The sequence below is a fragment of the Hoeflea sp. AS16 genome (genome assembly GCF_038900095.1).
Taxonomy (GTDB): domain Bacteria; phylum Pseudomonadota; class Alphaproteobacteria; order Rhizobiales; family Rhizobiaceae; genus Hoeflea.
In genome coordinates this window covers 350,217-376,967 of the sequence record NZ_JBBMQQ010000003.1, presented here as the reverse complement: position 1 = coordinate 376,967, position 26,751 = coordinate 350,217, and the positions used below count along the sequence as shown (strand labels likewise).

The window sequence follows — 26,751 nt, the reverse complement described above, 5'->3', positions numbered from 1 at the left end:
AGCTGTGCCGGACCGGCCGGATCTCCTGATCCGCAGCGACAGGGTCCTTTGACTTTGCCGCCCGAAACCGCGAACGTGTGCGTCGATTGAACAAGACCGGCACCAGACCGGTTGCGAACAGCAGGCAAGGTTGGGGGAACAGATGGGAATTCGGCTATCGGCGCTGGCAGGCGCCGTCAGGGCAGCGGCAATGGCAGTCGTGCTGGTCACCGGCGTGGGGCAGGCACAGGCCGAAGACATCCGCTATTTCACCATCGGCACGGCCGGCGTCGGCGGGACCTATTTTCCGCTCGCCGGCACGATCGCCAATTCGATCTCCAACCCGCCGGGCTCCAGAGCCTGCGATGAAGGCGGATCATGTGGCGTGCCAGGGCTCGTCGCCGTGGCCCAGTCATCGCACGGTTCGGTCGCCAATGTCAGCGCCATCGCGTCCGGAGGCCTGAATTCAGGATTTTCCCAGGCCGACGTCGCCTACTGGGCCTATTCCGGCACCGGTACGTTCGAAGGCCGGGAGCCGATGCGCGATCTGCGTGTCATTGCAGCCCTTTATCCAGAGCACATGCATCTGGTCGCTTCCCGGTCGTCGGGCATTGCCTCGGTCCGGGACCTGAAGGGCAAGCGGGTCTCGCTCGACAAGACCGATTCCGGCACCTATCCCGACGCCATTCTCATCCTTGAGGCTTTTGGTCTGGCGGAAGCCGATATCACGGCCGAAAATCTCGAGCCGGATTCCGCTGCCGAAGCCCTCCGCAAGGGAAATCTGGACGCCTTGTTCTTTTCCGGCGGCTATCCCGCCCGGGTGCTCGCCGAGCTTGCCGCCAGTACAGATGTGGTCCTTGTTCCCATTTCAGGGCCGGAAGTGGACCGGATGCTTGTCGAGCATTCGTTTTTCATCCGCGATGAAATTCCCGATGATGCTTATCCGGACATGGCAGGTGCCCAAACCGTTGCCGTTGGTGCGCAATGGCTGACAAGCCTCGCCGAGAGCGATGATTTGATCTACGGCATCACCCGGGCGCTGTGGAACGGCAGCACCCGCCATCTGCTCGATGTCGGACACGCCAAGGGTGCATCCGTGACCCTCCAGACCGCGCTTGACGGGATCAGTATTCCGCTGCACCCCGGTGCCGAGCGCTATTACCGCGAAGCAGGCATGATCAGGTAAGTCTCGAGCGGTTGCACGATGACCGGCTGAGGCCGCGGGTCAGCGATGCCCGTAATAGAGCGAAACCGCGTGTTCGGCTTCGGCGAAGAACAGCCAGCGCTCCGCCAGCAGCCCGATGATCATCGAGACGGCGGCGAGAATATTGAACAGGCCCGGTGCATCGCTCAGCCCGACGATCGCAAGAATCAGGACCGGCAGGACCAAGCCGAACAGCAGCGCCAGCATGCGCAGGCGCCGGGCGTGCTTGCGCCCGATCCGGTGAACCATTTCCTTTGTCAGGTAGTTCTCGCCGGTATGCGGGCGCTCAAGCAGCCGCACCTTGCCGATGAAGCCAAGCCCGGTGGCGGTTTCCGGGGTCGAGCCGCTATCGGCAAGCCGCGCCCGGCTGGCGCGTGACCACCAGAGCCATTTGGCCGCCCAGGCAAGGCCGATCAGCAAGATCCCCCAGGTTTCGGGTGCCTCATGCGTGCCCAGGGCCGATGCCAGCAGCCAGCCCGACCCGAGCGCAAACCCGCAATAGACCAGCGGCGTGAGCCGGCTGTGCCATTGCGGCACCGTCTTGAGCTGGGCGTAGATCATCGACGTGGTGAACACCGTCAGCGCGGCCCCGAGTGCTGCCGCCAGCCCCAGGATCTGGTGCCGCCAACCGGTTGCCATCCAGACCAGCACATAGATGCCGAACAGGACCAGCGTCACGATTGCCGCGATTCCCTCGCGCGACAGCCAGCTTGAGCGCCATTGGCTCAGTGCCCGCCAGGCCCGTTCGGGATGGCCGAGATGGAAGGTGGATGCCAGCAGGCCTGCCACGGACAGCCCGCCGCCGACAACGCCGACGAAAAACACCCAGATGGCAGAGGCGTCGACCGGAAAGCCGAGGCCAAGCAGAAAGATCATGCCAAGCCCGGCACCCGACATCACGGTAAAGAAAATCACGGAAACGGCAGGATGCATGGGATTATCCGAGTTTGTCGAGCGCGGCGTCGAGCCAGCCCAGCAAGCCGTCGGCCTTCGGAACGGATGCCGGAACAGCGGCTGACGGAGCTTGGCTCTGCGAGTGGGTTTTCGGACGAGGTGGCAGATACTTGTTGACCGGGCTGGTGCCCATCTCAGGCATCAGGTCTATCCCGCCGCGCTCTGCGACCAGCCGCGACACGTCGGAGTCCGGATCATTGAAATCACCGAAATGGCGGGCATTCGAAGGGCAGGTGCGCACACAGGCCGGAATCCGGTCTTCCTCGGCAAGCGTCTCGCCGTAGATCCGGTCGACGCAGAGCGTGCATTTCTTCATCACGTTCTCGACCGGGTCCATTTCCCGCGCACCATAGGGGCAGGACCAGGCGCACAGCCCGCAGCCGATGCACATGTCCTCGTCGACCAGCACGATGCCGTCCTCGGACCGCTTGTAGCTGGCGCCGGTGGGGCACACGGTCACGCAGGGCGCGTCGTCGCAGTGCAGGCAGGATTTGGGAAAATGCACGATCTGCGCCGGTGCATTCTCGGGCGATACCTCGAAGGTGTGAATACGGTTAAGCCAGGCACCCGAAACATCGGCGCCATAGGCGTCGGTATCGGCAAGCGGCGAGGCGCCTGCACTGGTGTTCCATTCCTTGCAGTTGACCGCACAGGCATGACAGCCGACGCAGGTGTCGAGATCGATCACCAGGCCGAGCCGTTTTTCAGTCGCGGCGGGAAGACTGGTCATCGCTTTCTCCCCCGTCCGAAGGCCACGGTCGCCGGCGCCGGTTCGACGGGACTGTCCTGCGCACCGGTATCGGGCAGGCTTTGCCCGCTGGTCTGGTCGGCATCCTTGCGGATCGACACCCGGAGATCGAACCAGGCCGCCTGTCCGGTGATCGGATCGGAATTGGCCCAGCGGCGGCCGTCGCCTTTGGGCGGCAGTAGTTCGTCGATCAGGTGATTGAGCAGGAACCCGCGTGTTGCCTCCGGCGCATCCTTGTCCAGCGCCCAGGCCCCGGCCCGCTTGCCGATGGCGTTCCAGGTCCACAGCGTCGAGCTGTTGACGGCATCCATGCGGCGGATCTTGACCCGGATTTCACCGGATTGCGAGGAAACCAGCGCCCAGTCGCCGTCGGCAAGACCTTGCTTGTCACAGACACCGCCCGGCACATAAAGCGCGTTCTCGCCATGGATCTGCCGCAGCCAGGCGTTCTGCGAGCCCCAGGAATGGTACATCGCTGCCGGCCGCTGGGTGATCGCGTGCAGCGGATAGGCTGCCTCTTCCAGCCCGTCGTCGGCAAACGGCGGATACCATGTCGGCAACGGGTCGAAACAGGTCTTGATCCGCTCCCGGTGATGCTCCGGCGGCATCGGTTTGATCTTGCCTTCGGCTGCGAGCTGAAACTTGCGCAGGGGTTCGAGATAGAGCTGGAAGATGTTCTCCACCGGCCCGTCCTGCAGCCCGTGTTCGATCGCCCAGTCGCTCCACGCCCGATTGGCGTGTTTGAAGTAATGTGCCTCTTCCGGCACATGCACCTGCGAGAAACCGCCATTCTCGATGTAGCGTTTGAGCTGGTCCGGATTGGGCTTGCCGCGTCCGGTCTTGTCGCCATCCTCGCCACGCCAGCCCGACAGCGGGCCGATGCCCGGCTTGCGCTGGTGATTGACGATATAGTCGGCGTAATCCTTGTAGACCGGCGAACCATCCTCGGTGACCATGCCCGGCAGTTTCAGCCGTGCGCCGAGATCGAGCAGCACGCTCTGGAACCCGCGCACGTCGCGGTCGGGTTCGACCACCGGCCAGCGGATCGAATCGCACAGCGCTTCGGGTTCGCTGATTGGCCGGTCCAGCAGCGATATGCAGTCATGCCGTTCGAGATAGGTGGTGTCGGGCAGGATCAGGTCGGCAAACGCCACCATCTCCGAGGAATAGGCGTCGGAATAGATGATCTTCGGGATGACGTAGTCGCCGTTCTCGTCCTTGTCGGTTAGCATGTCCATCACCGACGATGAGTTCATCGATGAATTCCACGCCATGTTGGCCATGTACATGAACAGCACGTCGATGCCGTAGGGATCACGCGCATGCGCGTTGGAGATCACCATGTGCATCATGCCGTGCGCCGACAGCGGCGCGTCCCAGGAAAAGGCCTTGTCGATGCGCTGCGCCGTCTCGCCGTCGGCTTCGAGCAGCAGGTCTTCCGGCCCGCGCGGATAACCCAGATGTGGCCCGGCCAGAGCGGTGTCGGCACAGGCGCCGCCATGCGGCCGCGGCTGACCGGCAACGGGGCGCGGATAGGGCGGCTTGAAGCGGAACCCGCCGGGGCAATCGATCGAGCCTACCAGGATCTGCAGCAGATGCAGCGCGCGACAGGTCTGGAATCCGTTGGAATGCGCCGAGATGCCGCGCATGGCGTGAAACGCCACCGGGCGGCCGATCATCCGTTCGTGCCGCTCGCCCTTCATGTCGGTCCAGGGTTGCTCGATGATCACCTCGCGCTCGAACGCCGCCTCGGCAATCTCGCCGGCAATGCGGCTGATGGTTTCGGCCGCGATCCCGGTTCGTTCGGCCACGGCGGCGGGAGCGTATTTCTCATCAAGGTATTTTTGTGCCAGCAGCTCGAACACCGGGGTGGCGCGGCGCCCGTCCGGCAGGTCGAAACTGCCTTTCAAGGCCGGCTTGATGCCGGGCATGGCCGAGGATGCCGTTTTCCCTGTCTGCCGGTCCGCCACCAGCGGAACGCCCTCGTCATCGCGCGCGAACAACCCGTGTCCGGCGCCGTCGGGATCGTCAATCACCAGCCAGGGCGCATTGGTGTAGCGGATGAGATAGTCGAGATCGATCTTGCCGGTGCGGATCAGCTCGTGCGCAAGCGCCAGGATCAGCAACCCGTCGGTGCCCGGCGTGATCCCGAGCCATTCGTCTGCAATGGCGTTGTAGCCGGTGCGCACCGGGTTGACGCCGATCACCTTGACGCCGCGCGCCTTGAGCCTGCCAAGCCCCATCTTGATCGGGTTGGAATCATGATCCTCGGCGACGCCGAAAATCATGAACAGTTCGGTCTTCTCCCAGTCCGGCGCGCCGAACTCCCAGAATGCCCCGCCCATCGTGTAGATGCCGGCGGCAGCCATGTTGACCGAGCAGAATCCGCCGTGGGCGGCATAATTCGGAGTGCCATATTGCTGCGCCCACCAGCCGGTCATCGACTGGCTCTGGTCGCGGCCGGTGAAAAACGCCAGCTTGCGCGGATCGGTGCGTCGAACCTCGGCCAGCCAGTCAGTTGCCAGCGCCAGGGCCTCGTCCCACTCGATTTCCTTGAATTGTCCCGAGCCGCGTTCGCCGGTCCTGAGCAGCGGCTTCTTCAGACGTGCCGGCGAATAATGCTGCATGATCCCCGCCGATCCCTTGGCGCACAATACGCCCTTGTTGATCGGGTGATCCCGGTTGCCTTCGATGTAGTGGACCTTGCCTTCCGCCATGTGGACATTGATGCCGCAGCGGCAGGCGCACATGTAACAGGTTGTCTTGCGAATCTCTGTCTTGCCGTCAGCCGCGCCCGGAGCCCTGCTGGTCTGGTTCATTCACCCTCCCCAAGACGTGCTGCCCGATCATCCGGTCGCACCACGTTTTCGTCTTCGCCCCGCAAGGCAAACCGACAGCGTCCGCCTCCGCGATCGCAGGCTAAACGGACCGCGCAGCCGACTAAATGTCAAGCCGGGCAGATAAAGCCAGATCGACTACTTCTAAGTCCAGATGAAGCGGAACAATGCGTAAGGGTGTGGCTGCCCGCGTGGTGGACGGATCGTCCGGACGCCAAGCCAGGGACAGCTTGGCCGGCGGGAGACGGAATGTCATGCCTCGAGGTCCGCCAGGAGAGAGCGAATGCTCAGCAGGCGGGTTTCCCCGAAGGGGTGCAATAGAGGTTGTGCAGAACTTCCAGCACCGCGCCCACTTCCTTGCCCTTGAGCGAATAGTAGATGGTCTGGGCATCGCGTCTGGTGTTGACCAGGTCGGCATCACGCAGCTTGCGCAGATGGTGCGACATCGCCGGTTGCGACAGGCCGGCCATGTCGGCCAGTTTCAGCACGCTCTGTTCGCCGTCCAGCAGGATGCAGAGAATCCGCAACCGCACCGGCTGCGACAGCATCTCCATCAGCTTTGCCGCTTCGCCCATGCGCGGTTCCATTTCGAGCATGTCTTGTGATTCAAGCATCTCCGGCATCCCGTTCCGTAAACATCAATAATCTCTTATATAAGGAATATTCCCCGGTGTTTCAACCGGCAAATGCCTTGGTGCTGTCCCGCACGATGAGCTCAACTTCCAGGATTGTCGTCTCGATCGCCGGACTGGTGTTTGTCCGGACATGGTCAATCAGCATCCTGGCCGCACACAGGCCCAGTTTCTTGCGCGGCTGGCGAACGGTGGTCAGCGCCGGAATGAAGCGGCGGGCGATGTCGATGTCGTCAAATCCGACCACCGAGACATCGTCGGGAACCGAGACATCGTTTCGGGCCAGTTCCGAGATGAAGCCGAAGGCCATCTGGTCGGATTGGCAAAACAGCGCGCTGGGGCGCTGGTCGAGTTCAAGCCATTCCTGGGCCGCGCGCGCACCCGATTCCAGCGTGAAATCGCCGGAAAACAGATGCGACGGATCCAGCGCAAACCCGCATCTTGCCATCTCCAGCCGGACACCCGCACTTCGCGTGTGGGTCAGCACATTGTCTTGCGGGCCGGTCAGCATTCCGATCCTGCGGTGACCCAGCCCGGCAAGATGTGCAATCGCCAGTTCTGCGCCATGTGTGTTGTTGGCGCGGACCGACGAAAACTCGCCCTTCGGAGTCCATTCGCAGGCAAAGATGATCGGCGGCGCCCCGGTGCCGGAACTTGCCACCGAGAGAATTTCATCCGGCAGCGAACCGTCCAGCGCGATGATTCCGTCGGCCCGTGTTGCGTGCAGATATTCCAGAACCAGCTGCGGCTTGGTGTGGGCCTGTCTTGTGTCGACCACCAGCATGTTGATGTCGACTTCCGACAGCGCTGTTTCGATCCCCGCGAGGATCTCCGAGAAAAACGGATTGCCCAGATTTGGCACCAGAACGACAATCGCGCCGGTGCGCTGACGCCGCAGGTTGCGGGCCGAGAGATTGACCCGGTAGCCGGCCTTCTCGGCCGCTGCAAGAACGGTGTTACGTGTTGATTCCGCTACGGTTTCCGGCTTGCTCAAAGCCCTGCTCACGGTCGCTGTGGAGACCCCTGCGAGCCTTGCCACATCGGTGATTTTAGGGGCTTTTGGTTCCATGATGAGCTGTATTCCCGGTTCTGCGAAACGCGCTTGAGGCACGTTCCGCAAATATCACTTGACTCCAATTCTCATCGCGGTCAACCTTTATGTAATCGATTGCAGTGCAGCATTTTCATCGCCAATGTAATCGATTTAAAAACGGTGTGAGGACACCGGTGGGCCCGGAACGCTGCGTGAGCAACGAGGCCGGGAGGAGGAACATTCCTGGGAGGGAACTCGATGAACACATTCAAGCTTTTTCTGGCCGGCGCCTCTGCGCTCGCACTCTCGACATCCGTCAACGCGACTGATCTGGAAGTCACCCATTGGTGGACGTCCGGCGGTGAAGCCGCAGCGGTTGCCGAATTCGCAAAGATGTTTGATGCCACTGGCAACAAGTGGGTCGACGGCGCCATCGCCGGTGGTGGCGGCACTGCCCGCCCGGTGATGATTTCCCGCATCACCGGTGGTGATCCGATGGCTGCGACCCAGTTCAACCATGGCCGCCAGGCCGAGGAACTGATTGAAGCCGGGCTGATGCTCGACCTGACAGAACTGGCCGAGAAGGAAGGCTGGAAGGACATCGTCAATCCGCCAAGCCTGCTCGACAGCTGCACCCTGGACGGCCGCATCTACTGCGTGCCCGTCAACATCCATTCGCCGCAGTGGCTGTGGCTGTCCCACGCCGCCTTCGAAAAGGCCGGCGTTGCTGTTCCCAAGAACTGGGAAGAATATGTTGCCGCCGCGCCAAAACTGCGCGAAGCCGGCATTCAGCCGCTCGCTCTCGGTCAGCAGCCCTGGCAGTCGAACCTGCTCTTCGGCGCCGTTCAGATCGGTGTCGGCGGTCTTGACCTGTGGAAGCAGATCAACCTGAACAAGGACGTGGAAGCAGCCAACGGTCCGGAGATGGCCAAGGTTTTCCAGGCCATGGCGGATGCCCGCGAAATGGCTGATGGCTCCAATGTCCAGGACTGGAATCAGGCCACCAACATGGTCATCACCGGTACCGCAGGCGGCCAGATCATGGGTGACTGGGCGCAGGGTGAATTCCAGGTCGCCAACCAGGTGGCCGGCAAGGATTACACCTGCCTTCCGGGCCTTGGTGTCCACGAGTATCTCTCGACCGGTGGCGATGCCTTCTATTTCCCGAAACTGAAGGATCCGGAAAAGGCCGCGGCACAGCTTGAACTGGCTTCGATGATGATCTCGAAGCAGGCCCAGGTTGCCTTCAACCTGAAAAAGGGATCGTTGCCGATCCGGGGCGATATCGACCTCTCCGCAGCCAATGACTGCATGAAGAAGGGTCTTGAAATCCTCAAGACCGGCAACCTTCTGCCTTCCGGCGACATGGTGTTCTCTGCCGATACGCAGACCCAGTTCAACGATCTCATGGTCGAGTTCCTGAACGACAAGAGCATCACTCCGGAAGATGCCCAGAAGCGCTACGCCGCTATCGTCGAAGACGCTGACTGATCAAGTTCTTGATCGCGCCGCCGGTCCGCTCGCGCGGGCCGGCGGACATCAGTCACCTGGAGAGCGTCGATGACCACGACCAGCACGCCTGCGGCCGCGCAGCGTCCGATACGCCTGTTTCGCAACAAGGCGGCCAAGATTGCCGCCATCCCGATGATCCTGACCGCCCTCGTGGTGTTCATGGGCGGGACCATCTGGACTGTTGTCTTTTCGTTTACAAAATCCAAGCTGCTGCCCAAGGCCAACTTCATCGGCCTTGATCAGTATGAACGTCTCTGGTCGAGTTCCAAATGGATGATCGCGATCGAGAACCTGTTCATCTACGGGCTGTGTTCGCTGGTCTTCTCGCTGGTTATCGGCTTTGTGCTCGCCGCCCTTCTCGATCAGAAAATCCGCTTCGAGAACACCTTCAGGACGATCCTGCTCTATCCCTTCGCCCTGTCCTTCATCGTTACCGGGCTGGTCTGGCAGTGGATTCTCAACCCCGATTTCGGCATCCAGAAGGTGGTTCGTTCCGCCGGATGGGAAAGCTTCTCGTTCGATCCGCTCAACAACCAGAACATCGTCATTTTCGGCATTCTCATTGCCGGGCTGTGGCAGGGCACCGGCCTTATCATGTGCCTGATGCTCGCAGGTCTGCGCGGCATCGACGAGGACATCTGGAAGGCCGCCCGCGTCGACGGCATCCCGGCCTGGAAAACCTATATCTTCATCGTCATCCCGATGATGCGGCCGGTCTTTGTCACCACGCTGGTGATCATCGCTTCCGGCATCGTCAAGCTCTACGACCTCGTCGTCGCCCAGACGTCGGGCGGACCCGGCATCGCATCGGAAGTCCCGGCGAAATACGTCTATGACGCGATGTTCCTGTCGCAGAATCTCGGCCAGGGCTTTGCCGGCTCGACGATGATGCTGCTTGCGGTTCTCATCGTCCTCATCCCCTGGGCCTACATGGAATTCGGAGGACGCCAGCGTGACTGACGTGACCAATCCCGCCACACGTCCCGCCGTTCCGGCCGGGATGGTTGATGGCCCGCGCGGCGGCAAGCCGAAACGTGCCGTTTCTCCACGCAACATAATGATCTACGGCACCTTGCTGGTGGTCTCGGTCTACTACCTGTTGCCGCTCTACGTGATGATCGTCACCTCGCTCAAGGGCATGCCCGAAATCCGGCTCGGCAACATCTTTGCCCCGCCGGTGGAGGTCACCTTCGAGCCCTGGGTGAAAGCCTGGGCCACGGCCTGTACCGGCCTCAATTGCGATGGCCTGTCGCGCGGCTTCTGGAACTCGGTGCGCATCACCATACCCTCGGTCGTCCTGTCGATCGCCATCGCATCGGTGAACGGCTACGCGCTTGCCAACTGGCGCTTCAAGGGCGCGGATGTGTTCTTCACCATCCTGATCTTCGGCGCCTTCATTCCCTACCAGGTGATGCTCTATCCGATCGTCATCCTGCTGCGCGAACTCGGCATCTACGGCACCTTGTCGGGCCTCATCCTGGTGCACACCATCTTCGGCATGCCGATCCTGACGCTGTTGTTCCGTAACTACTTCACATCGGTGCCCGAAGAGCTGTTCAAGGCGGCGCGGGTCGATGGCGCCGGATTCTGGGGCATCTATTTCAAGATCATGCTGCCGATGAGCCTGCCGATCTTCGTCGTTGCCATGATCATCCAGATCACCGGCATCTGGAACGATTTCCTCTTCGGCGTGGTCTACACCAAGCCCGATGTCTACCCGATGACGGTTCAGCTCAACAACATCGTCAACTCGGTTCAGGGCGTGAAGGAGTACAATGTGAATATGGCTGCGACCATCATCACCGGGCTCGTTCCCCTGATCATCTATTTCGTCTCCGGCAAGCTTTTCGTGCGCGGCATCGCAGCCGGCGCGGTGAAAGGGTAATTAACGTGACCAGTGTATCGATCCGCGATCTGACCTTGAAATTCGGATCTCTCGAAGTCCTCAAATCGCTCAACATCGACATCGATGAAGGCGAATTCCTGGTGCTTCTCGGACCATCGGGCTGTGGCAAGTCCACATTGCTCAACTGCATTGCCGGTTTGCTGGATATCTCCGATGGCCAGATCTTCATCGGCGGCAACAACGTGACCTGGGCCGAGCCGAGCGAGCGTGGCATCGGCATGGTGTTCCAGTCCTATGCGCTCTATCCGCAGATGTCGGTCGAGGGGAACCTGGCGTTCGGCCTGAAGAACGCCCGGATGCCGAAGGACGAGATTGCCAAGCGCATCGCCCGGGCGGCCGAAGTCCTGCAGATCGAGCCTTTGCTCCAGCGCAAGCCGGCACAGCTCTCCGGCGGTCAGCGCCAGCGCGTCGCCATCGGTCGTGCCCTTGTGCGCGATGTCGACGTGTTCCTGTTCGACGAGCCGCTGTCCAATCTCGATGCCAAGCTGCGCGCCGAACTGCGCGTGGAGATCAAGCGGCTGCATCACCGGCTCAAGAACACCATGGTCTATGTGACCCATGACCAGATCGAGGCGCTGACCCTGGCCGACCGGATCGCCATCATGCGCAACGGCATCATCCAGCAGCTCGATACCCCCAACGAGATCTACAATCGCCCGGTCAATCTCTATGTCGCGGGCTTCATGGGGTCGCCCGGGATGAATTTCATCGAAGGCGAGATTTCAGGGGACGCTGATCCGGTCTTCGGTTTCGACTCCAGCCGGATTGCGCTGTCGCGGTATCCCTTTGTCAGCAATGACCGGCCGGGCAAGGCCATCTTCGGGATCAGGCCGGAACACGTGACCTGCGGACCCGCCGCTTCGGACGAGCCCTTCAGCGCCGATGTCGAAATCGAGGTAGTCGAACCGATGGGAGCAGACACCCTTGTCTGGGCCGTGCTCGATCGCAGGGAATTCCGCTTCCGTGTTGACGGCCAGAGCGAACTGCACCCCGGCCAGACCGTCCGGATCGGCTTCGATCCGGCCAAGGCCTCGATTTTCGACGCGGCGACCGAACTCCGGCTCTGAGGCGACGAGCCTCTCGCTCCGGCCGGGGCATTCGACCTTGCAGCAATTTCGACCGGTCTTCCCCGGTCGATGATCAAACAGCAAACCAGACGCTATTCAGACAAGGCATAATCAGGAAAGTCCAATCCGATGAATTTCTCGTTTCAGCTCTACAGTGCCCGCAATTTCCAGCCCTGGCCGGACGTCCTGGCGATGCTCGCCCGCACGGGCTACAAAAATGTCGAGGGCTTTGGCGGGGTCTATGAGGACCCGTCCGCTTTTCGCAAGCTCTTGGACCAAAACGGCCTGGCAATGCCATCCGGGCATTTCTCCATCGACGCGCTGGAAGGCGATATCGACGACGTCTTCAAGACCGCCTCGATCCTTGGCGTGGAGCGGATCTACTGCCCTCATATCGCCGCAGACAAACGTCCCGCCGACAAGGCAGGTTGGCAGGCGTTCGCCGCCCGCCTCGGCGCGGTCGGCGAAAAGGTGCGCGCCGCGGGCTTCGGTTTCGGCTGGCACAACCATGACTTTGAATTTGTGCCGCTGGCCGACGGGTCGGTGCCGATGCAGATCCTGCTGGAAACGGCGCCGGACATGGATTGGGAGGCCGATATTGCATGGGTCATTCGCGGCGGCGCGGATGCGATGGACTGGATTGCCCGGCACGGCAAACGGATCACCGCGGTGCACGTCAAGGACATTGCCGCCGCCGGTGAAGCAGCCGACGAAGACGGCTGGGCCGATGTCGGCCATGGCACGGTCGACTGGCCGGGACTGTTCAGGGAGCTGAAGGCTCACACACCGGCCACGCTCTATATCATGGAGCACGACAATCCTTCTGACGCCAGCCGGTTCGCTTCGCGATCGCTCGACTGGTGCCGCGGCGCGACGGAGTAACCGGCATGACGAAAGTTCTTGGTGTAGGCATCATCGGCTGCGGCAATATCTCGACTTCCTACCTGGGCCTTGCGCCCCTGTTCAAGGGCATCGAGGTCCGCGCCTGCGCCGATATCAACCCGGAGGCAGCCAGGGCCCGCGCGGCGGAATATGGCATCCGGGCAGAAAGTGTCGAGGATCTGCTCGCCGCCGATGATATCGACATGGTCGTCAATCTGACGGTGCCTGCAGTGCACTACGCGGTATCGGCCCAGGTGCTGGACGCGGGTAAGCATGTCTATTCGGAAAAGCCCTTCGTGCTCTCCGTTGAAGAAGGCCGCGATCTCGCCGACCGGGCCGCCAGGAAGGGCCTGCGTGTCGGTTCCGCCCCCGACACCTTCCTCGGGGGTGCCCACCAGCTGGCGCGCCACCTGGTTGAAACGGGCGCTGCCGGCCGCATCACCGGCGGTACCTGTCATGTGCTCAGCCCCGGCATGGAGCACTGGCATCCCAATCCGGATTTCTTCTTCAAGCCCGGCGGCGGCCCGGTGCTCGATTTGGGGCCTTACTATATTTCCAACCTGGTACAGCTGATCGGGCCGGTTGCCCGCGTCGCGGCCATGTCCTCGATCCCGAGCCCTGAGCGCAAGATCACCTCCGAGCCGCGCAACGGCGAGATGATCACGGTCGAGACCCCGACGACGGTGCACGCCATTCTCGAATTCGCCAATGGTGCGGTTGTCACCCTTGGCGCCAGCTGGGATGTGAAGGCTCACGGCCACCGGCCGATGGAGCTCTATGGCACAGAAGCCAGCCTGATCGTTCCCGATCCGAACTTCTTTGGCGGCAAGGTCGAACTTGTCGGGCAGGGCGGCGAGACCCGCGCCTTGCCTGAATGGGATCATCCGCTCGGCGTGCCCAACCAGGAGCACAATCAGGGCATGATGGCCAATTACCGCACGGCGGGTCTCGCCGACATGGCGATGGCCATCCTCGAAAACCGGCCGCACCGCTGTTCGCTGGAGTTTGCGCTTCACGTGGTGGACGTCATGACCGCGATCCTTCATTCTGGGGAAACCGGCGAATTCATTCGTCCCTCCACCAGCTGCGAGCAACCGGCACCTCTCGGTATCGAAGAGGCGGCGGCGCTCCTTAACAAGAAAGACGTCTGACCATGTGGACACCTGCTCCCGACCGTTACGACTCCATGAGCTATCGCCGGACCGGCCGGTCCGGCCTCAAGCTGCCGGCGATTTCGCTCGGTCTCTGGCACAATTTCGGCGGGGATACCCCGCATGAGCTCAAGCGCGAACTGTGCCGCACCGCGTTCGATCTGGGCATCACCCATTTCGATCTCGCCAACAATTACGGCCCGCCTCCCGGCTCGGCCGAAACGGCTTTCGGCGAAATCCTCAAGACCGATTTCCACGGCCTGCGCGACGAAATGATCATCTCGTCCAAGGCGGGCTACGGCATGTGGCCCGGGCCTTACGGCGAATGGGGCAGCCGCAAGTACCTGATCTCCAGCTGCGACCAGAGCCTAAAGCGCATGGGCCTCGACTATGTCGATATCTTCTATTCGCACCGTTTCGACCCCGACACACCGCTGGAAGAAACCATGATGGCGCTCGATCACATCGTCCGCTCGGGCCGGGCCCTCTATGCCGGTATCTCCAGCTACAATTCGAAGCGGACCAAGCAAGCCGCCGCGATCCTCAAGCAGCTTGGCACGCCGTGCCTCATTCATCAGCCGAGCTATTCGATGATCAACCGCTGGGTCGAGGACGACGGCCTGCTCGACACGCTCGACGAAGAGGGCATCGGATCGATCGTCTTCTCGCCGCTGGCCCAGGGCATGCTGACTGGCAAATATCTCAACGGCATTCCCGAGGACAGCCGCGCCGCGCAGGAAAAGTCGCTCAACGCAGGTTTCCTCAACGAGCGCAATCTTGGCAACATCCGCGCGCTCAACGAAATTGCCAAGCGCCGCGGCCAGACACTGGCGCAGATGGCGCTTGCCTGGGTGCTTCGCGGTGGCCGCGTTACATCAGCGTTGATTGGCGCCAGCAAGCCGCAACAGATCATCGATTGCGTCGGTGCGCTCGAAAAGCAGGAATTCACCGAGGCCGAACTGGCTGAAATCGATACCTATGCCCGCGATGCCGACATCAACCTGTGGGCGGCATCCTCCGAGCGTGAAGGACCCAAGAGAAAATGATCAGAAATCCGATTCTGCCCGGCTTCAATCCGGACCCTTCGATCTGCCGGGCAGGACCGGACTATTACATCGCCACCTCGACCTTTGAGTGGTATCCCGGCGTCCAGATCCATCACTCGACGGATTTGGTCAATTGGCGCCTTGTCAGCCGGCCGCTCGATCGCGCCAGCCAGCTCGACATGCGCGGCAACCCGGATTCCTGCGGCATCTGGGCACCGTGCCTGTCCTGGGCCGACGGGTTGTTCTGGCTGGTCTACACCGACGTCAAACGCCTCGACGGCAACTTCAAGGACGCGCACAACTACATCGTCGCCGCGCCCGATATTGCAGGCCCCTGGTCCGATCCGGTCTACGTCAACTCGTCCGGCTTCGACCCGTCGCTGTTTCACGATGATGACGGCCGCAAATGGTTCCTCAACATGGTCTGGAACCACCGCACAGATTCGGTTGGCGGCAACCCGAAGCACCCGGCTTTCGCAGGCATCCTGGCGCAGGAATATGATGCCGGCGCAGGCAAGCTGATCGGCGAACCGGTCAACATCTTTGCCGGCAGTTCTCATGGCCTGGTTGAAGGCGCACACCTGTTCAGGCGCGACGGCTGGTACTACATCACCGTGGCCGAAGGCGGCACCGGCTATGATCATGCCGTCACCATGGCGCGGTCGCGCAATCTGACCGGCCCTTACGAGCTGCATCCCGACACGTTCCTGATGACCTCCAAGGACGCGCCCGACGCGGTGCTGCAGCGCGCCGGTCATGGCCAGATGGTCGAGACGCCCGGCGGCGCGGTTTACCACACCCATCTGTGCTCGCGGCCATTGCCGGGTATCCACCGGTCTCCGCTCGGACGGGAGACTGCCATCCAGAAATGTGTCTGGGGAGATGATGGCTGGCTGCGTCTGGCCCAGGGTGGCCTGGTTCCCGATGTCGAGGTGCCCGCTCCCAATCCCGCGAGCCGCAAATTGCCGGACGAGGCCATCCACCGGGAGTTCACCGGCGACAAGCTGCCCGAAGAATTCCAGTGGCTCCGCACGCCGCATCCGGAGCGGATTTTCACCATGACCGGTTCCGCCCTGCGGCTTCACGCGCGTGAATCCATCGGCAGCTGGTTTGAGCAGTCTCTGGTGGCCAGACGCCAGGAGCATCTGGGCTTCCGCGCCGAAACGGCGGTGTCGTTCACGCCGCGCAATTTCCAGCAGGCTGCCGGACTGGTGCATTACTACAATCGGCACAAGTTTCACTACCTGGCGGTCACCTGGCACGAGGAACTGGGACGGGTGCTGACCATCTTGAGCTGTCCCGGCGACTGGCCGCATGGAAAACTGCAGTTCCCGCTCGACAATCCGGTCGCCCTGCCAGGCGCGGAGCCGGTCGAGCTTGCCATGAACGTAGATGGCGCGGACCTGCAGTTCTACTGGCGCACTTCCGGCAAGGAATGGCAACCGGTGGGGCCGGTGCTGGACGCCAGCGTGATCTCGGATGAAGGCGGGCGTGGCGAACATGCGTCCTTTACCGGCGCCTTTGTCGGAATGGCAGCCTTCGACACGTCCGGCAGTGCCATCACCGCGGACTTTGACAGGTTCTCCTATATCGCCGTGGATGCCTGATGCGCAGCACACTCTGCATCCAGGATCTCGCCACCGGTGCGGTCGAGGAAGTCCTGTTGACTGAGCGCCTGATCGAGGCCCCGAACTGGACGCCGGACGGCACTTCGCTGATGGTCAACGGTGATGGCGGCATGTTCCGGGTACCACTCGATGCGCCGGCGCTTGTTCCGGTCGACACCGGCCACGCGGTCGTGTGCAACAATGACCACGGCATTTCGCCCGATGGCAACTGGCTGGCGATCAGCGATTCCACCGGGACCGGCGGTTCCTGCATCTGGGTGTTGCCGGTCACCGGCGGTACGCCGCGCCGCGTTACCGCCAAGGTGCCGTCCTGGTGGCACGGCTGGTCGCCCGACGGCAAAACGCTTGCCTATGTCGGCCGCCGTGAAGGGGAGTTCGGGATCTACACGATTGGCGTTGACGGAGGTGCCGAGCGCCACCTTGTCAGCGGTAACGGCCACTATGATGGCCCGGACTATTCGCCCGATGGCAGATGGATCTGGTTCAATTCCGACCGCGGCGGCTCCATGGAGCTGTGGCGCATCCCCGTTGCCGGCGGCGCACCCGAACAGATGACCGGCGACGACCGGGTCAACTGGTTTCCCCACCCTGCGCCCGATGGCCGCTCGGTGCTCTATCTCAGCTATGAACCGGGAACCGAAGGCCATCCGCGCGACCGCGATGTTGAATTGCGGCTGCTTGACCTGGCAGACGGATCAGTCCGGATCCTGCTGGCGCTGTTTGGCGGTCAGGGCACAATCAATGTGCCTTGCTGGGCACCGGATGCCAGCCGCTTCGCATTCGTCCGCTATGCATGCGAAGCTGATTGACAGCACGGCAACCGGGCAAGACTTCCGAGGGCCAGCCTCCTACCAGTGTGGCGGTGGCTGATTGGCGGGCGGCCCGCCGGCCTGGTCCTCGATGTCCTGAAACCGGTCGCTGAGACGCGCCAGTTCGCGCCTGAGCTTTTCGTTCTCTTTCCAGCCTTCCGTCAGCTGCCGCGACAGGTCCTCGATCGCCGCCTGCTGGTAGGCGACCTGTTCCTCGAGCCGGACCAGCCGGGATTCGACATCCATGTCGGAATAATCAGTCTGGCTCATTGAGCGATCTCCCCCAGTTTGGCGCGCCAGGGCTCGGGCAGTTGCACCGGGCGCCGCGTGGCGCGATCAACATAGACATGAACAAACTTGCCATCGGCAAAAGCCGTGTCCTCGTCATTGCGAAACAGTGCGATGCCGTAGGTCACAGACGACCCGCCAAGCCGGTCGACGCGGATTCCGGCGGTGATCCTGTCCGGAAACATCGCCTCGGCGTGATAGCGGCAACCGGTTTCCACCACCAGTCCGGCAATGGCGCCATTGAGCGGATCCAGCAGCTTGGCTTCGATCAGCCAGTGATTGATGGCCGTGTCGAACAGCTGGTAGTGGACCACATTGTTCATGTGGCCATACATATCATTGTCGGCCCAGCGGGTCTGAAGGCTCCGGAAGACCTTGAAGCCGGTGCGCGATGGTGGCGGTGATCTCGTCATTTGCGTGCTTTCATCATGCCGGGTGGCAGAGTGCAAGGGGCGAAGGGCCGCTGCGGCTCTTCCACAAGGTGGTCCCGTGACGGTGTTGATAACAAACGGCCAAAAAGGCACATCTCCAAATGATTCTGGACTTTGCTTTCAGAACTGTCGAGACTAAAGCAAGGACCCGAAAATTTGAATGGTTTTCGGAAGGCCCGGACCCACCAACCCAGGGAGCAGGAGCCGCATCTGCGCATTGCTCGAGACCGGAGTTGAACCGGGAATGGCGAAAATAAGAAAAGTCGAGGGGACATGAACGACATTGCCATTGAACTGAAGGGGATCGACAAGAAATTCGGTCTCGTTCACGCCAACAAGAACATCAACATGAGTGTGCGCAAGGGCACGATTCACGGGATCATCGGCGAGAACGGTGCGGGCAAGTCGACATTGATGTCGATCCTCTACGGTTTCTATCAGGCTGACACCGGCGACATTTTCGTCGATGGCCAGAAGACCGTGATCAAGGACCCGAATGCCGCGATTTCAGTCGGCATCGGCATGGTGCACCAGCATTTCATGCTGGTTGAGAATTTCACCGTGCTCGAAAACATCATGCTGGGCGCCGAGGAAAGCCAGGTTCTCAACGCCGGCATCACCAAGGCCCGCCAGGAACTCAAGCGGCTCGAGGAAGAGTACGAGCTTGAAGTTGATCCCGATGCGATCATCGAGGAGCTTCCGGTTGGTCTGCAGCAACGCGTCGAGATCCTCAAGGCCCTCTATCGCGGCGCCGAGATCCTGATCCTCGACGAGCCCACCGGTGTGCTCACGCCGGCCGAAGCCGATCACCTGTTCCGCATCCTCGAGCAGCTCAAGGACCAGGGCAAGACCATCCTGCTGATCACCCACAAATTGCGCGAAATCATGGCTGTCACCGACGAGGTGTCGGTGATGCGGCGCGGTGAAATGGTTGCCACCCGCACAACCGCGGAAACGTCGGTGGAGGAGCTCGCCGAACTGATGGTCGGCCGCCACGTTCTGCTGCAGGTCGAAAAGGGACCCGCATCGCCCGGCGAGGTTCTGCTCTCGGTCGAGAACCTGACGGTGCGTGACAGCCGCGGCGTCGACATGGTCAAGAATGTCTCGTTCGATGTCCGCGCCGGAGAGATCGTCGGCATCGCCGGGGTTGCCGGCAATGGCCAGTCCGAATTGCTGCAGGCGATTTCCGGGATTCGACGCGCGGATAAGGGAACGGTGCTGCTGCAGGGCGAACCGATCCACGTGACCGGCCGGGCCGATCCGTCCGAACTGCGTCATCGCGGCCTCGCCCATGTTCCCGAAGACCGCCAGCATATGGGACTGGTGCTGAAGTTCGACGAGAGCGAGAACTCCATTCTCGGCTACCACGACGACCCGAAATATCTCAGCGGCATGTTTCTCAACATCGACGCGATCCGTAAGGATGCAGCCGAAAAAATCGAGAAATACGACATCCGCCCGCCCAATCCGCGGCTGAAAACCGCGAATTTTTCCGGCGGCAATCAGCAGAAGATCGTGCTGGCGCGCGAGATCGAACGCGACCCCGCTGTTCTCGTCATCGGTCAGCCGACCCGCGGCGTTGATGTCGGCGCCATCGAATTCATTCACAAGCGCATCATCGAAATGCGCGATGCCGGCAAGGCGGTTCTGCTGGTCTCCGTCGAGCTTGACGAAATCCGTTCCCTGTCGGACCGGGTGCTGGTGATGTTTGACGGCCGCATCGTCGGCGAGCGGGCACCGGACGCCAGCGAAGGAGAACTCGGCCTGTTGATGGCCGGCGTGGAAAACACCAAGGAGGCTGCACAATGAGCGTGCCCTATGCAAAGCTGCCCGCCTGGGTGGACTACGGACTTATCCCGCTGATCAATCTGGCTGTTGCCTTTCTCGTTGCGGGCCTGGTTGTGCTTGCGGTTGGCGAAAGCCCGCTGCGCGCTGCGGGCCTGCTGATCGAAGGCGCTTTCGGCTACGGCGAGGGCATCGGCTTCACGCTCTATTATGCCACCAACTTCATTTTTACCGGACTGGCCGTTGCCGTCGCCTTCCATTGCGGCCTGTTCAATATCGGCGGCGAGGGCCAGGCGTATGTCGCAGGCCTCGGCGTGGCGCTGCCCTGCCTCTGGCTCGACCAGTTTGCGCCCTGGTATGTCATTTTCCCCGCAGCAATCATCGGCTCTGCACTGGTTGGCGGCTTCTGGGCGATGATTCCGGGCTGGCTGCAGGCCAAGCGCGGCAGCCATGTTGTGATCACCACCATCATGTTCAACTTCATCGCCTCGAGCCTGATGGTCTATGTCCTGGTTGACGTGCTCAAGCCGGCGGGATCGATGGCACCGCAGACCCGGACATTCACCGAAAGCGGACAGCTGCCGCGGCTCGACTGGCTGCTGGCTTCCGTCGGTCTCGACATTGGTGGTGCGCCGTTCAACCTGTCGTTTTTGCTGGCGCTGGTCGCAGCCTTTGTCGTCTGGGTGATCGTCTGGCGCACCAGGCTTGGCTATGAAATCCGCACCATGGGGCACAGCCCCAGCGCAGCCAGCTATGCCGGCATTCGCCAGAGCCGCATCATCATCATCACCATGATGATATCCGGCGCGCTGGCCGGCATGATGGCGCTGAACCCGATCATGGGCGATCAGCACCGCATGCAGCTTGATTTTGTCGGCGGCGCCGGGTTCGTCGGGATCGCCGTGGCCCTGATGGGCCGGTCGCATCCGGTCGGCATTGTTCCTGCCGCCATCCTTTTCGGCATGCTGTATCAGGGCGGCGCGGAAATCTCGTTCGAGATGCCGCAGATCTCGCGTGACATGATTACCATCATCCAGGGACTGGTGATCCTGTTCGCCGGTGCCCTCGAGAACATGTTCCGCCCGGCCATCACCGCGTTCTTTGCCACACTTGGCGGAGCCAGCTCCGACAAACCCCTGCCAGCGGCGGAGTAATGATCATGGAATATTTTGACACCCTCATCGTTATTCTGCAGTCCACCGTTCGTGTTTCGGTGCCGTTGATCCTGGCCGCTCTCGCCGGCCTCTACTCGGAGCGTGCTGGCATCTTCGATATCGGGCTTGAGGGCAAAATGCTCGCCGCCGCCTTTGCCGGCGGTGCCGCGGCTTCGGTCACCGGCTCGGCCTTCATCGGGATCTGTGCGGCTGTTTTCGTTTCCGTCTGCCTGGCGCTGGTTCATGGCTTTGCCTCCATCACCCAGCGCGGCAATCAGATCGTCTCCGGCGTGGCCATCAACTTCATCGCACTGGGTGCCACGGTCATTCTCGGCCAGGCCTGGTTTCGCCAAGGTGGACGGACGCCGCAATTGAGCGGCGATGCCCGCTTCACCACGGTCGAGCTGCCCTTTGCCGCTGAAATTGCCGATATCCCGGTCATCGGGTCGATCTATTCGAACCTGCTTTCGGGGCATTTCCTGCTCACCTATCTGGCCTTTGCGCTGGTTCCGTTCACCTGGTGGGTGCTTTACCGCACCCGCTTCGGATTGCGGCTGCGCGCGGTGGGCGAAAACCCCGGCGCGGTCGATACCGCCGGGATCTCGGTCACATGGTTGCGCTACCGGGCGGTGATCTGTTGCGGAATCCTCTGCGGCATTGCCGGCGCCTATCTGTCGATGGCCATGACCGCCGGCTTCGTCAAGGGCATGACCGCCGGCAAGGGCTTTATCGCGCTGGCCGCGCTGATCTTCGCCAAGTGGAAGCCGGTCAATGTCATGTTTGCCTGCCTGCTGTTCGGTTTCCTCGATGCCATGTCGATCCGCATGCAGGGCAACGAGTTGCCGATCATCGGCGAGGTCCCGGTACAGTTCATGCAGGCCTTGCCCTATCTGTTGACCGTGATCCTGCTTGCAGGGTTCATCGGCAAGGCCATCCCGCCGCGTGCCGGCGGTGTGCCTTACGTCAAGGAGCGATAAAAATGGCCCGTGATCTGTTTGAAGCAGCGCGTGACGCCATGGCCAGATGCCATGCGCCCTACTCGAAATTTCCGGTCGGCGCGGCAATCCGCGACAGTGACGGCAAGATCCATGCTGGTGCCAATATCGAGGTGATCTCGTTCCCGGAAGGCTGGTGTGCCGAAACCACGGCCATCAGTCACATGGTCATGGCAGGCGGCAGCCGCATCCGCGAAGTCGCCGTCATCGCCGAAAAGCTCGAACTGTGTCCGCCCTGCGGCGGATGCCGGCAGCGACTGGCGGAATTCGCCGATGCCGACACCCTGATCCATCTGTGTGATGCCGACGGCATCAGGAAGACCCTGCGCATGGACGAGCTTTTGCCCTACGCCTTTGAAACCGGGGCCATCGGATGAGCGCCGCGGTCGATATCCTCACCGACCGCCTGCGTGGCCTGATGCCGCGCCACGCGCTCGTGCTCGGCTCCGGGCTGGGGTCGCTGGTCGAAACGGTGACCGATCCGGTCCGCATTTCCTACGCCGACCTGCCCGGTTTTCCCGAAAGCGGGGTGTCGGGCCATGCCGGCGAGGTAGTTGCGGGCCTCATTGGCAAGACACCCGTGGTCATTCTCTCGGGCCGCGTGCACTATTACGAGCACGGCAAGGCCGATGCCATGCGCGCGCCGCTTGAGGCTCTGCACGGCATCGGCGTGACCAACCTGATCCTGACCAATTCGGCCGGATCCTTGCGCCAGGACATGCCGCCCGGATCGGTGATGCGGATTTCCGATCATATCAATTTCTCCGGCACCAATCCGTTGTTTGGCGAACCCAGTGACCGCCGTTTCGTCGGCATGACCAATGCCTATGATGCAGATCTTGGTGCGCGCATGAAGGCCGCGGCTCAAAGCACAGGAACCGAGCTGCATGAAGGGGTCTACATGTGGTTTTCCGGCCCGAGCTTCGAAACGCCCGCGGAAATCCGCATGGCGCGAACTCTGGGTGCGGATGCCGTCGGCATGTCGACGGTCCCGGAAGTCATCCTGGCCCGTTTTCTCGGCATCAACGTCATTGCAGCCTCGGTGATCACCAATTTCGCGGCCGGAATGACCGGCTGCGAACTCAGTCACCAGGAAACCAAGGACATGGCGCCCATTGGCGGCAAACGCCTGTCTGCGATCCTGACCGCAATGTTTGAAACCACGGACCAATCCCATGGCTGAACCGATCGACCTGACTTCCCCCAAAGCCGTCGCAGCGGCAGCGTTCGCTTGCCTCGATCTGACAGAACTGGGCGACAATGCCACCGAGGAGGCAACGCTTGCTCTGGTGGACAAGGCAATCAACCGGCATGGATCGTCGGCAGCGGTGTGCATCTGGCCCCGCTTCGTCGCAGCCGCGCGCAAGCGGCTGGGTGACACATCGCCGGTCCGCATCGCCACGGTGGTCAACTTCCCCTCCGGTGACCTGCCGGTTGAAGAGGTTGTTGCACAAACCTCCCGCGCCGTGGCCGACGGCGCTGACGAGATCGATCTGGTCATCCCCTGGAAGGCCTTTGCCGCAGGCGACGAACAGGCTGTCCGCACGATGATCCGCGCTGTCCGCGCCGCGGCACCCGCGCCGGTCACGCTCAAGACCATTCTCGAGACCGGAGAACTCAAGGACCCGGCGCTGATCGCCCGCGCCTCCGATATCGCGCTTGAGGAACAGGCGGACTTCATCAAGACCTCGACCGGCAAGGTTGCGGTCAATGCCACGCTGGAAGCGGCGCGGATCATGCTCGAGGCGATCAAGCGCTCGGGCCGCAAGGCCGGCTTCAAGCCTGCCGGCGGCATCCGCACGGTGGACGACGCCCGCGCCTATTTCGCCCTGTGTGACGAAATCATGGGGCCGGGCTGGGTTGCGCCGGCGACGTTCCGGTTCGGTGCGTCCGGCCTTCTGGGAGACATTCTCGCCACGCTCGAAGACCGCTCGGCGGCGACCTCGAAGGGAGAAGCCTATTGAGTTTCCTGCCCCAGGAGATCATCCGCACCAAGCGTGACGGTGGCGAGCTCGACCCGGCCGGTATCGCGGCCTTCATCCAGGGGCTCACCGACGGCAGCGTCAGCGAGGGGCAGGTTGCGGCCTTCGCCATGGCGGTGTTCTTTCGGGGCATGAGCCGCAAGGAAGCGGTGGCGCTGACGCTGTCCATGCGTGATTCCGGCGAGGTGCTGTCCTGGCCGGAGCTCGACCGCCCGGTGGTCGACAAGCATTCGACCGGTGGTGTCGGCGACAATGTCTCGCTGATGCTGGCGCCGATCGCAGCCGCGTGCGGTCTGGCTGTTCCGATGATCTCCGGCCGCGGCCTCGGCCACACCGGCGGAACCCTGGACAAGATGGAATCCATCCCGGGCTATACGGCGATGCCCGACAATGCGCTGTTTCGCAAGGTCGTCGGTTCCTCCGGCTGCGCCATCATCGGCCAGACCGGAAATCTCGCACCGGCCGACAAGCGCTTTTATGGAATCCGCGATGTAACCGCCACGGTCGAATCGGTGCCATTGATCACCGCATCGATCCTGTCGAAGAAGCTTGCAGCAGGCCTTGGTGCCCTCGTGCTTGATGTCAAATGCGGCAATGGCGCCTTCATGGACAATCCGGACCGGGCCAACGAACTGGCGCGCTCTCTGGTCGAGGTTGCTGTCGGTGCCGGCATGCCGACCACGGCGCTGGTCACCGACATGAACCAGCCGCTGGCAAGTGCTGCCGGAAACGCGGTGGAAGTCATGAATGCGGCCGATTTTCTCACCGGGAAAGCCCGCGACAGCCGCTTGCTGGAAGTAACCCTCGCCCTCGCCGCCGAGATGCTTGTATCAGGCGGCCTCGCCGCCACCGTGGAAGAGGCAAAGAAGCATGCGCTCGCGGCGCTGGAAAATGGCAGCGCTGCAGAGCGCTTCAACCGGATGGTTGCCGAACTCGGAGGCCCGAAGGATTTCCTCGCGGATCCGGACCGCCATCTTGAAAAGGCGCCTGTTGTCTCGGCCTGTCTTGCCGGAGAGCAGGGATATGTTGCCGACTACGATACGCGCGCTATCGGATTGAGCGTCGTGGCGCTTGGCGGTGGGCGGATCAGGCCGGGCGATCCGGTCGACCATGCCGTTGGGCTGACGCAATTGCTCCCGGTCGGTACCCGGGTGGAGAAAGACACGCCGATTGCCATGATCCACGCAAGAAACGCCGATCAGGTTGCCGTGGCGGAAAAGGAATTGCGCAAGGCCATCCGGTTTGCCGATACCGCTGGCGAGGTTGCGCCTGTTATCCTGGGTCGGCACGGCTGATGCCGGGCCGCCGGTTCTAGTTGACCAGTTCCAGCCGGTTGTTGTTGACCCGGTAAGACTGCAGCTTCGACATGAAGCTCATGCCGATAAGCGTGGACGAGAGCGCCTTGTCATCGAGCACGAAGGCCTGGATATCGCTGACGGATATGGCCCCGATCTCCATGCGGTCAAGCATTACCAGCGCGGCACGGGTCGTGCCGTTGGCGGTGCGCACCTGGTGTGTGAAGTCCGAGTTGGCAAGTCCGAGGCCGAGATTGCGGGCGGTTGATGTGTTGATCGCCACATAGGTCGCCCCGGTATCGATAAGCCCCCGCACATTTCGGCCGTTGATGCGGAAATCGGCGCTGAAGTGTCCATCAGGGTTCATGGGAACAGTCGCAGCACGAACGCCCGTCGCATAATGCGCCAAGGGTTTGGCGGCAACGGCCTGCGTCCGGGCGGCGGCAGGATTTGGAGCTGCGGCAACCGCTTTCGTATCTTTCGAAACGAACGCCGAGATGTCCTGTGCGTAATAGGGCAGGCCCGAAATAACGAGCACAGCACAGGAAATAAGGAAAATGTTCTTCAGCATACCGGCACTCCAACACTACCGGCCTATTGAACAGGCTTGGGCCTAATGGTCGGTGAAGTGCAGGCCTGTTTCGCCCGGAATCAGCTTGTGTGGTTAAGAGGCTCCAAACAAGCGCCATCCGAGCCTATTTTGTGCCGTACATGCGGTCGCCCGCGTCTCCGAGGCCAGGAACGATATAGCCCTGCTCGTTGAGATGGCTGTCGATGGAGGCGGTGTAGACCGGCACATCCGGATGGGCGGCTTGAAAATTGCGAATGCCCTCCGGCGCTGCCAGCAGGCAGAGAAAGCGGATATTGCGCGCGCCACGCTCCTTGAGCTTGTCGATCGATGCAATGGCCGAATTGCCGGTGGCCAGCATCGGGTCGACAACGATCACCAGCCGGCTGTCGATGTCTTCGGGAGCCTTGAAGAAATACTCGATCGCTTCGAGTGTTTCGTGGTCGCGGTAGACACCGATATGGGCGACACGGGCGGAAGGAACCAGGTCCAGCATGCCTTCCAGCAAGCCGTTGCCAGCACGCAGGATCGACGCGAACACCAGCTTCTTGCCTTCAAGCACCGGCGCTTCGATTTCGATCAGCGGAGTTTCGATCCGCTCCATCGTCATTTCGAGATCCCGGGTGACCTCGTAGCACAGCAGGGTCGAAATTTCCCTCAGCAACCGCCGGAAGCCAGCTGTCGAGGTTTCCTTCTTGCGCATGATGGTGAGCTTGTGCTGCACCAGCGGATGATCGATGACTGTAACACCGTCCATGTTGACCTGCCTTGAAGCTGTGACCGGGCGTCGCTTTGATTGCGAAAAATCGATGGACTTTGCCCGGCCTCGTAAAAAACTACCCACCGCCTCCGGCGCTGAAAATGT

At 61.9% G+C, this 26,751-nt stretch carries 26 protein-coding genes; 17 read left to right on the top strand and 9 right to left on the bottom strand.

Going from position 1 to position 26,751, the window contains the following annotated elements:
* Positions 1-142 precede the first annotated feature (142 nt).
* Complete coding sequence (locus tag WNY80_RS10190) at positions 143-1,165, top strand: TAXI family TRAP transporter solute-binding subunit (RefSeq protein ID WP_342887257.1); 1,023 nt, start codon at positions 143-145, stop codon at positions 1,163-1,165.
* Between the two features lie 39 nt (positions 1,166-1,204).
* Here the strand turns inward: WNY80_RS10190 and WNY80_RS10185 are convergent, their stop codons facing one another.
* The 5 genes from WNY80_RS10185 to WNY80_RS10165 form a co-directional block, all read right to left on the bottom strand.
* A complete protein-coding gene (locus tag WNY80_RS10185; protein ID WP_342887256.1) occupies positions 1,205-2,116 on the bottom strand; it encodes a DmsC/YnfH family molybdoenzyme membrane anchor subunit in 912 nt (303 codons plus the stop codon).
* Positions 2,117-2,120: 4 nt separating this feature from the next.
* Positions 2,121-2,867 carry a 4Fe-4S dicluster domain-containing protein gene (locus tag WNY80_RS10180; RefSeq protein ID WP_342887255.1) on the bottom strand — a complete coding sequence of 249 codons (747 nt, stop codon included), beginning with the start codon at positions 2,865-2,867 and terminating at the stop codon, positions 2,121-2,123.
* Entirely contained in the window at positions 2,864-5,704 is a 2,841-nt protein-coding gene (locus tag WNY80_RS10175; RefSeq protein WP_342887254.1) for a molybdopterin oxidoreductase family protein, read from the bottom strand. Before WNY80_RS10175 ends, WNY80_RS10180 begins: the two co-directional genes overlap by 4 nt.
* Before the next feature lie 305 nt (positions 5,705-6,009).
* Positions 6,010-6,336: a metalloregulator ArsR/SmtB family transcription factor gene (locus WNY80_RS10170; RefSeq protein ID WP_342887253.1), complete on the bottom strand. Its 327-nt coding sequence runs from the start codon at positions 6,334-6,336 to the stop codon at positions 6,010-6,012.
* Positions 6,337-6,397: 61 nt separating this feature from the next.
* On the bottom strand, positions 6,398-7,423 hold the full coding sequence (locus WNY80_RS10165) for a LacI family DNA-binding transcriptional regulator (RefSeq protein ID WP_342887252.1): 1,026 nt from the start codon (positions 7,421-7,423) through the stop codon (positions 6,398-6,400).
* Positions 7,424-7,645: 222 nt separating this feature from the next.
* Between WNY80_RS10165 and WNY80_RS10160 the strand changes: the two genes are divergently transcribed.
* The 9 genes from WNY80_RS10160 to WNY80_RS10120 all read left to right on the top strand — a co-directional run bounded on the left by WNY80_RS10160 (position 7,646) and on the right by WNY80_RS10120 (position 17,388).
* Positions 7,646-8,878 carry an ABC transporter substrate-binding protein gene (locus WNY80_RS10160; protein ID WP_342887251.1) on the top strand — a complete coding sequence of 411 codons (1,233 nt, stop codon included), beginning with the start codon at positions 7,646-7,648 and terminating at the stop codon, positions 8,876-8,878.
* Positions 8,879-8,947: 69 nt separating this feature from the next.
* Positions 8,948-9,859, top strand: a complete 912-nt coding sequence (locus WNY80_RS10155; protein ID WP_342887250.1) for a sugar ABC transporter permease — start codon at positions 8,948-8,950, stop codon at positions 9,857-9,859.
* A gap of 40 nt (positions 9,860-9,899) precedes the next feature.
* Positions 9,900-10,784: a carbohydrate ABC transporter permease gene (locus WNY80_RS10150; protein WP_342887483.1), complete on the top strand. Its 885-nt coding sequence runs from the start codon at positions 9,900-9,902 to the stop codon at positions 10,782-10,784.
* Positions 10,785-10,789: 5 nt separating this feature from the next.
* Complete coding sequence (locus tag WNY80_RS10145) at positions 10,790-11,872, top strand: ABC transporter ATP-binding protein (RefSeq protein WP_342887249.1); 1,083 nt, start codon at positions 10,790-10,792, stop codon at positions 11,870-11,872.
* 129 nt (positions 11,873-12,001) lie between these two features.
* Positions 12,002-12,754 carry a sugar phosphate isomerase/epimerase gene (locus tag WNY80_RS10140; RefSeq protein WP_342887248.1) on the top strand — a complete coding sequence of 251 codons (753 nt, stop codon included), beginning with the start codon at positions 12,002-12,004 and terminating at the stop codon, positions 12,752-12,754.
* Positions 12,755-12,759: 5 nt separating this feature from the next.
* On the top strand, positions 12,760-13,905 hold the full coding sequence (locus tag WNY80_RS10135) for a Gfo/Idh/MocA family oxidoreductase (protein WP_342887247.1): 1,146 nt from the start codon (positions 12,760-12,762) through the stop codon (positions 13,903-13,905).
* Positions 13,906-13,907: 2 nt separating this feature from the next.
* Entirely contained in the window at positions 13,908-14,951 is a 1,044-nt protein-coding gene (gene mgrA / locus WNY80_RS10130) for an L-glyceraldehyde 3-phosphate reductase (protein ID WP_342887246.1), read from the top strand.
* Positions 14,948-16,558 carry a glycoside hydrolase family 43 protein gene (locus tag WNY80_RS10125; protein ID WP_342887245.1) on the top strand — a complete coding sequence of 537 codons (1,611 nt, stop codon included), beginning with the start codon at positions 14,948-14,950 and terminating at the stop codon, positions 16,556-16,558. The genes mgrA and WNY80_RS10125 overlap by 4 nt, the downstream gene beginning before the upstream one ends.
* The gene (locus tag WNY80_RS10120; RefSeq protein ID WP_342887244.1) at positions 16,558-17,388 is read left to right on the top strand and encodes a hypothetical protein; all 831 of its coding nucleotides are present in this window, start codon (positions 16,558-16,560) and stop codon (positions 17,386-17,388) included. The genes WNY80_RS10125 and WNY80_RS10120 overlap by 1 nt, the downstream gene beginning before the upstream one ends.
* A 39-nt stretch (positions 17,389-17,427) precedes the next feature.
* Here the strand turns inward: WNY80_RS10120 and WNY80_RS10115 are convergent, their stop codons facing one another.
* Positions 17,428-17,658 carry a SlyX family protein gene (locus tag WNY80_RS10115; protein WP_342887243.1) on the bottom strand — a complete coding sequence of 77 codons (231 nt, stop codon included), beginning with the start codon at positions 17,656-17,658 and terminating at the stop codon, positions 17,428-17,430.
* Complete coding sequence (locus tag WNY80_RS10110; RefSeq protein WP_342887242.1) at positions 17,655-18,089, bottom strand: thioesterase family protein; 435 nt, start codon at positions 18,087-18,089, stop codon at positions 17,655-17,657. The genes WNY80_RS10115 and WNY80_RS10110 overlap by 4 nt, the downstream gene beginning before the upstream one ends.
* Before the next feature lie 291 nt (positions 18,090-18,380).
* Here WNY80_RS10110 and WNY80_RS10105 point away from each other — a divergent pair, with 291 nt between their 5' ends.
* The 7 genes from WNY80_RS10105 to deoA are packed head-to-tail and all read left to right on the top strand — an operon-like array spanning position 18,381 to position 25,318.
* Positions 18,381-19,916 carry an ABC transporter ATP-binding protein gene (locus tag WNY80_RS10105; RefSeq protein ID WP_342887241.1) on the top strand — a complete coding sequence of 512 codons (1,536 nt, stop codon included), beginning with the start codon at positions 18,381-18,383 and terminating at the stop codon, positions 19,914-19,916.
* Positions 19,913-21,046 carry an ABC transporter permease gene (locus WNY80_RS10100; protein WP_342887240.1) on the top strand — a complete coding sequence of 378 codons (1,134 nt, stop codon included), beginning with the start codon at positions 19,913-19,915 and terminating at the stop codon, positions 21,044-21,046. The genes WNY80_RS10105 and WNY80_RS10100 overlap by 4 nt, the downstream gene beginning before the upstream one ends.
* A gap of 5 nt (positions 21,047-21,051) precedes the next feature.
* Complete coding sequence (locus WNY80_RS10095) at positions 21,052-22,023, top strand: ABC transporter permease (RefSeq protein ID WP_342887239.1); 972 nt, start codon at positions 21,052-21,054, stop codon at positions 22,021-22,023.
* A 2-nt stretch (positions 22,024-22,025) separates the two neighbouring features.
* The gene (locus WNY80_RS10090) at positions 22,026-22,418 is read left to right on the top strand and encodes a cytidine deaminase (protein ID WP_342887238.1); all 393 of its coding nucleotides are present in this window, start codon (positions 22,026-22,028) and stop codon (positions 22,416-22,418) included.
* Positions 22,415-23,224 carry a purine-nucleoside phosphorylase gene (locus WNY80_RS10085; protein ID WP_342887237.1) on the top strand — a complete coding sequence of 270 codons (810 nt, stop codon included), beginning with the start codon at positions 22,415-22,417 and terminating at the stop codon, positions 23,222-23,224. The genes WNY80_RS10090 and WNY80_RS10085 overlap by 4 nt, the downstream gene beginning before the upstream one ends.
* Positions 23,217-24,005 carry a deoxyribose-phosphate aldolase gene (deoC, locus tag WNY80_RS10080; protein WP_342887236.1) on the top strand — a complete coding sequence of 263 codons (789 nt, stop codon included), beginning with the start codon at positions 23,217-23,219 and terminating at the stop codon, positions 24,003-24,005. Before WNY80_RS10085 ends, deoC begins: the two co-directional genes overlap by 8 nt.
* Complete coding sequence (gene deoA / locus WNY80_RS10075; protein ID WP_342887235.1) at positions 24,002-25,318, top strand: thymidine phosphorylase; 1,317 nt, start codon at positions 24,002-24,004, stop codon at positions 25,316-25,318. The genes deoC and deoA overlap by 4 nt, the downstream gene beginning before the upstream one ends.
* A gap of 16 nt (positions 25,319-25,334) precedes the next feature.
* On the opposite strand, the gene WNY80_RS10070 is transcribed toward deoA, so the two are convergent.
* Together WNY80_RS10070 and upp are read right to left on the bottom strand one after the other, a co-directional pair.
* Complete coding sequence (locus WNY80_RS10070; RefSeq protein ID WP_342887234.1) at positions 25,335-25,889, bottom strand: TIGR02281 family clan AA aspartic protease; 555 nt, start codon at positions 25,887-25,889, stop codon at positions 25,335-25,337.
* A 124-nt stretch (positions 25,890-26,013) separates the two neighbouring features.
* Positions 26,014-26,643, bottom strand: coding sequence for a uracil phosphoribosyltransferase (gene upp, locus WNY80_RS10065; RefSeq protein ID WP_342887233.1), 630 nt, complete (start codon positions 26,641-26,643; stop codon positions 26,014-26,016).
* Positions 26,644-26,751: the final 108 nt, after the last annotated feature.

Bases quoted from the DNA above. Each gene is read 5' to 3' on its own strand.
- WNY80_RS10150 (WP_342887483.1), top strand. From the start codon at position 9,900: ATGGTTGATGGCCCGCGCGGCGGCAAGCCGAAACGTGCCGTTTCTCCA.
- WNY80_RS10105 (WP_342887241.1), top strand. From the start codon at position 18,381: ATGAACGACATTGCCATTGAACTGAAGGGGATCGACAAGAAATTCGGT.
- WNY80_RS10180 (WP_342887255.1), bottom strand. From the start codon at position 2,867: ATGACCAGTCTTCCCGCCGCGACTGAAAAACGGCTCGGCCTGGTGATC.
- WNY80_RS10090 (WP_342887238.1), top strand. From the start codon at position 22,026: ATGGCCCGTGATCTGTTTGAAGCAGCGCGTGACGCCATGGCCAGATGC.
- upp (WP_342887233.1), bottom strand. From the start codon at position 26,643: ATGGACGGTGTTACAGTCATCGATCATCCGCTGGTGCAGCACAAGCTC.
- WNY80_RS10095 (WP_342887239.1), top strand. From the start codon at position 21,052: ATGGAATATTTTGACACCCTCATCGTTATTCTGCAGTCCACCGTTCGT.
- WNY80_RS10160 (WP_342887251.1), top strand. From the start codon at position 7,646: ATGAACACATTCAAGCTTTTTCTGGCCGGCGCCTCTGCGCTCGCACTC.
- WNY80_RS10135 (WP_342887247.1), top strand. From the start codon at position 12,760: ATGACGAAAGTTCTTGGTGTAGGCATCATCGGCTGCGGCAATATCTCG.
- WNY80_RS10070 (WP_342887234.1), bottom strand. From the start codon at position 25,889: ATGCTGAAGAACATTTTCCTTATTTCCTGTGCTGTGCTCGTTATTTCG.
- deoC (WP_342887236.1), top strand. From the start codon at position 23,217: ATGGCTGAACCGATCGACCTGACTTCCCCCAAAGCCGTCGCAGCGGCA.
- WNY80_RS10100 (WP_342887240.1), top strand. From the start codon at position 19,913: ATGAGCGTGCCCTATGCAAAGCTGCCCGCCTGGGTGGACTACGGACTT.
- WNY80_RS10125 (WP_342887245.1), top strand. From the start codon at position 14,948: ATGATCAGAAATCCGATTCTGCCCGGCTTCAATCCGGACCCTTCGATC.
- WNY80_RS10115 (WP_342887243.1), bottom strand. From the start codon at position 17,658: ATGAGCCAGACTGATTATTCCGACATGGATGTCGAATCCCGGCTGGTC.
- WNY80_RS10155 (WP_342887250.1), top strand. From the start codon at position 8,948: ATGACCACGACCAGCACGCCTGCGGCCGCGCAGCGTCCGATACGCCTG.
- WNY80_RS10140 (WP_342887248.1), top strand. From the start codon at position 12,002: ATGAATTTCTCGTTTCAGCTCTACAGTGCCCGCAATTTCCAGCCCTGG.
- WNY80_RS10120 (WP_342887244.1), top strand. From the start codon at position 16,558: ATGCGCAGCACACTCTGCATCCAGGATCTCGCCACCGGTGCGGTCGAG.
- WNY80_RS10085 (WP_342887237.1), top strand. From the start codon at position 22,415: ATGAGCGCCGCGGTCGATATCCTCACCGACCGCCTGCGTGGCCTGATG.
- WNY80_RS10175 (WP_342887254.1), bottom strand. From the start codon at position 5,704: ATGAACCAGACCAGCAGGGCTCCGGGCGCGGCTGACGGCAAGACAGAG.
- mgrA (WP_342887246.1), top strand. From the start codon at position 13,908: ATGTGGACACCTGCTCCCGACCGTTACGACTCCATGAGCTATCGCCGG.
- WNY80_RS10170 (WP_342887253.1), bottom strand. From the start codon at position 6,336: ATGCTTGAATCACAAGACATGCTCGAAATGGAACCGCGCATGGGCGAA.
- WNY80_RS10165 (WP_342887252.1), bottom strand. From the start codon at position 7,423: ATGGAACCAAAAGCCCCTAAAATCACCGATGTGGCAAGGCTCGCAGGG.
- WNY80_RS10190 (WP_342887257.1), top strand. From the start codon at position 143: ATGGGAATTCGGCTATCGGCGCTGGCAGGCGCCGTCAGGGCAGCGGCA.
- WNY80_RS10185 (WP_342887256.1), bottom strand. From the start codon at position 2,116: ATGCATCCTGCCGTTTCCGTGATTTTCTTTACCGTGATGTCGGGTGCC.
- WNY80_RS10110 (WP_342887242.1), bottom strand. From the start codon at position 18,089: ATGACGAGATCACCGCCACCATCGCGCACCGGCTTCAAGGTCTTCCGG.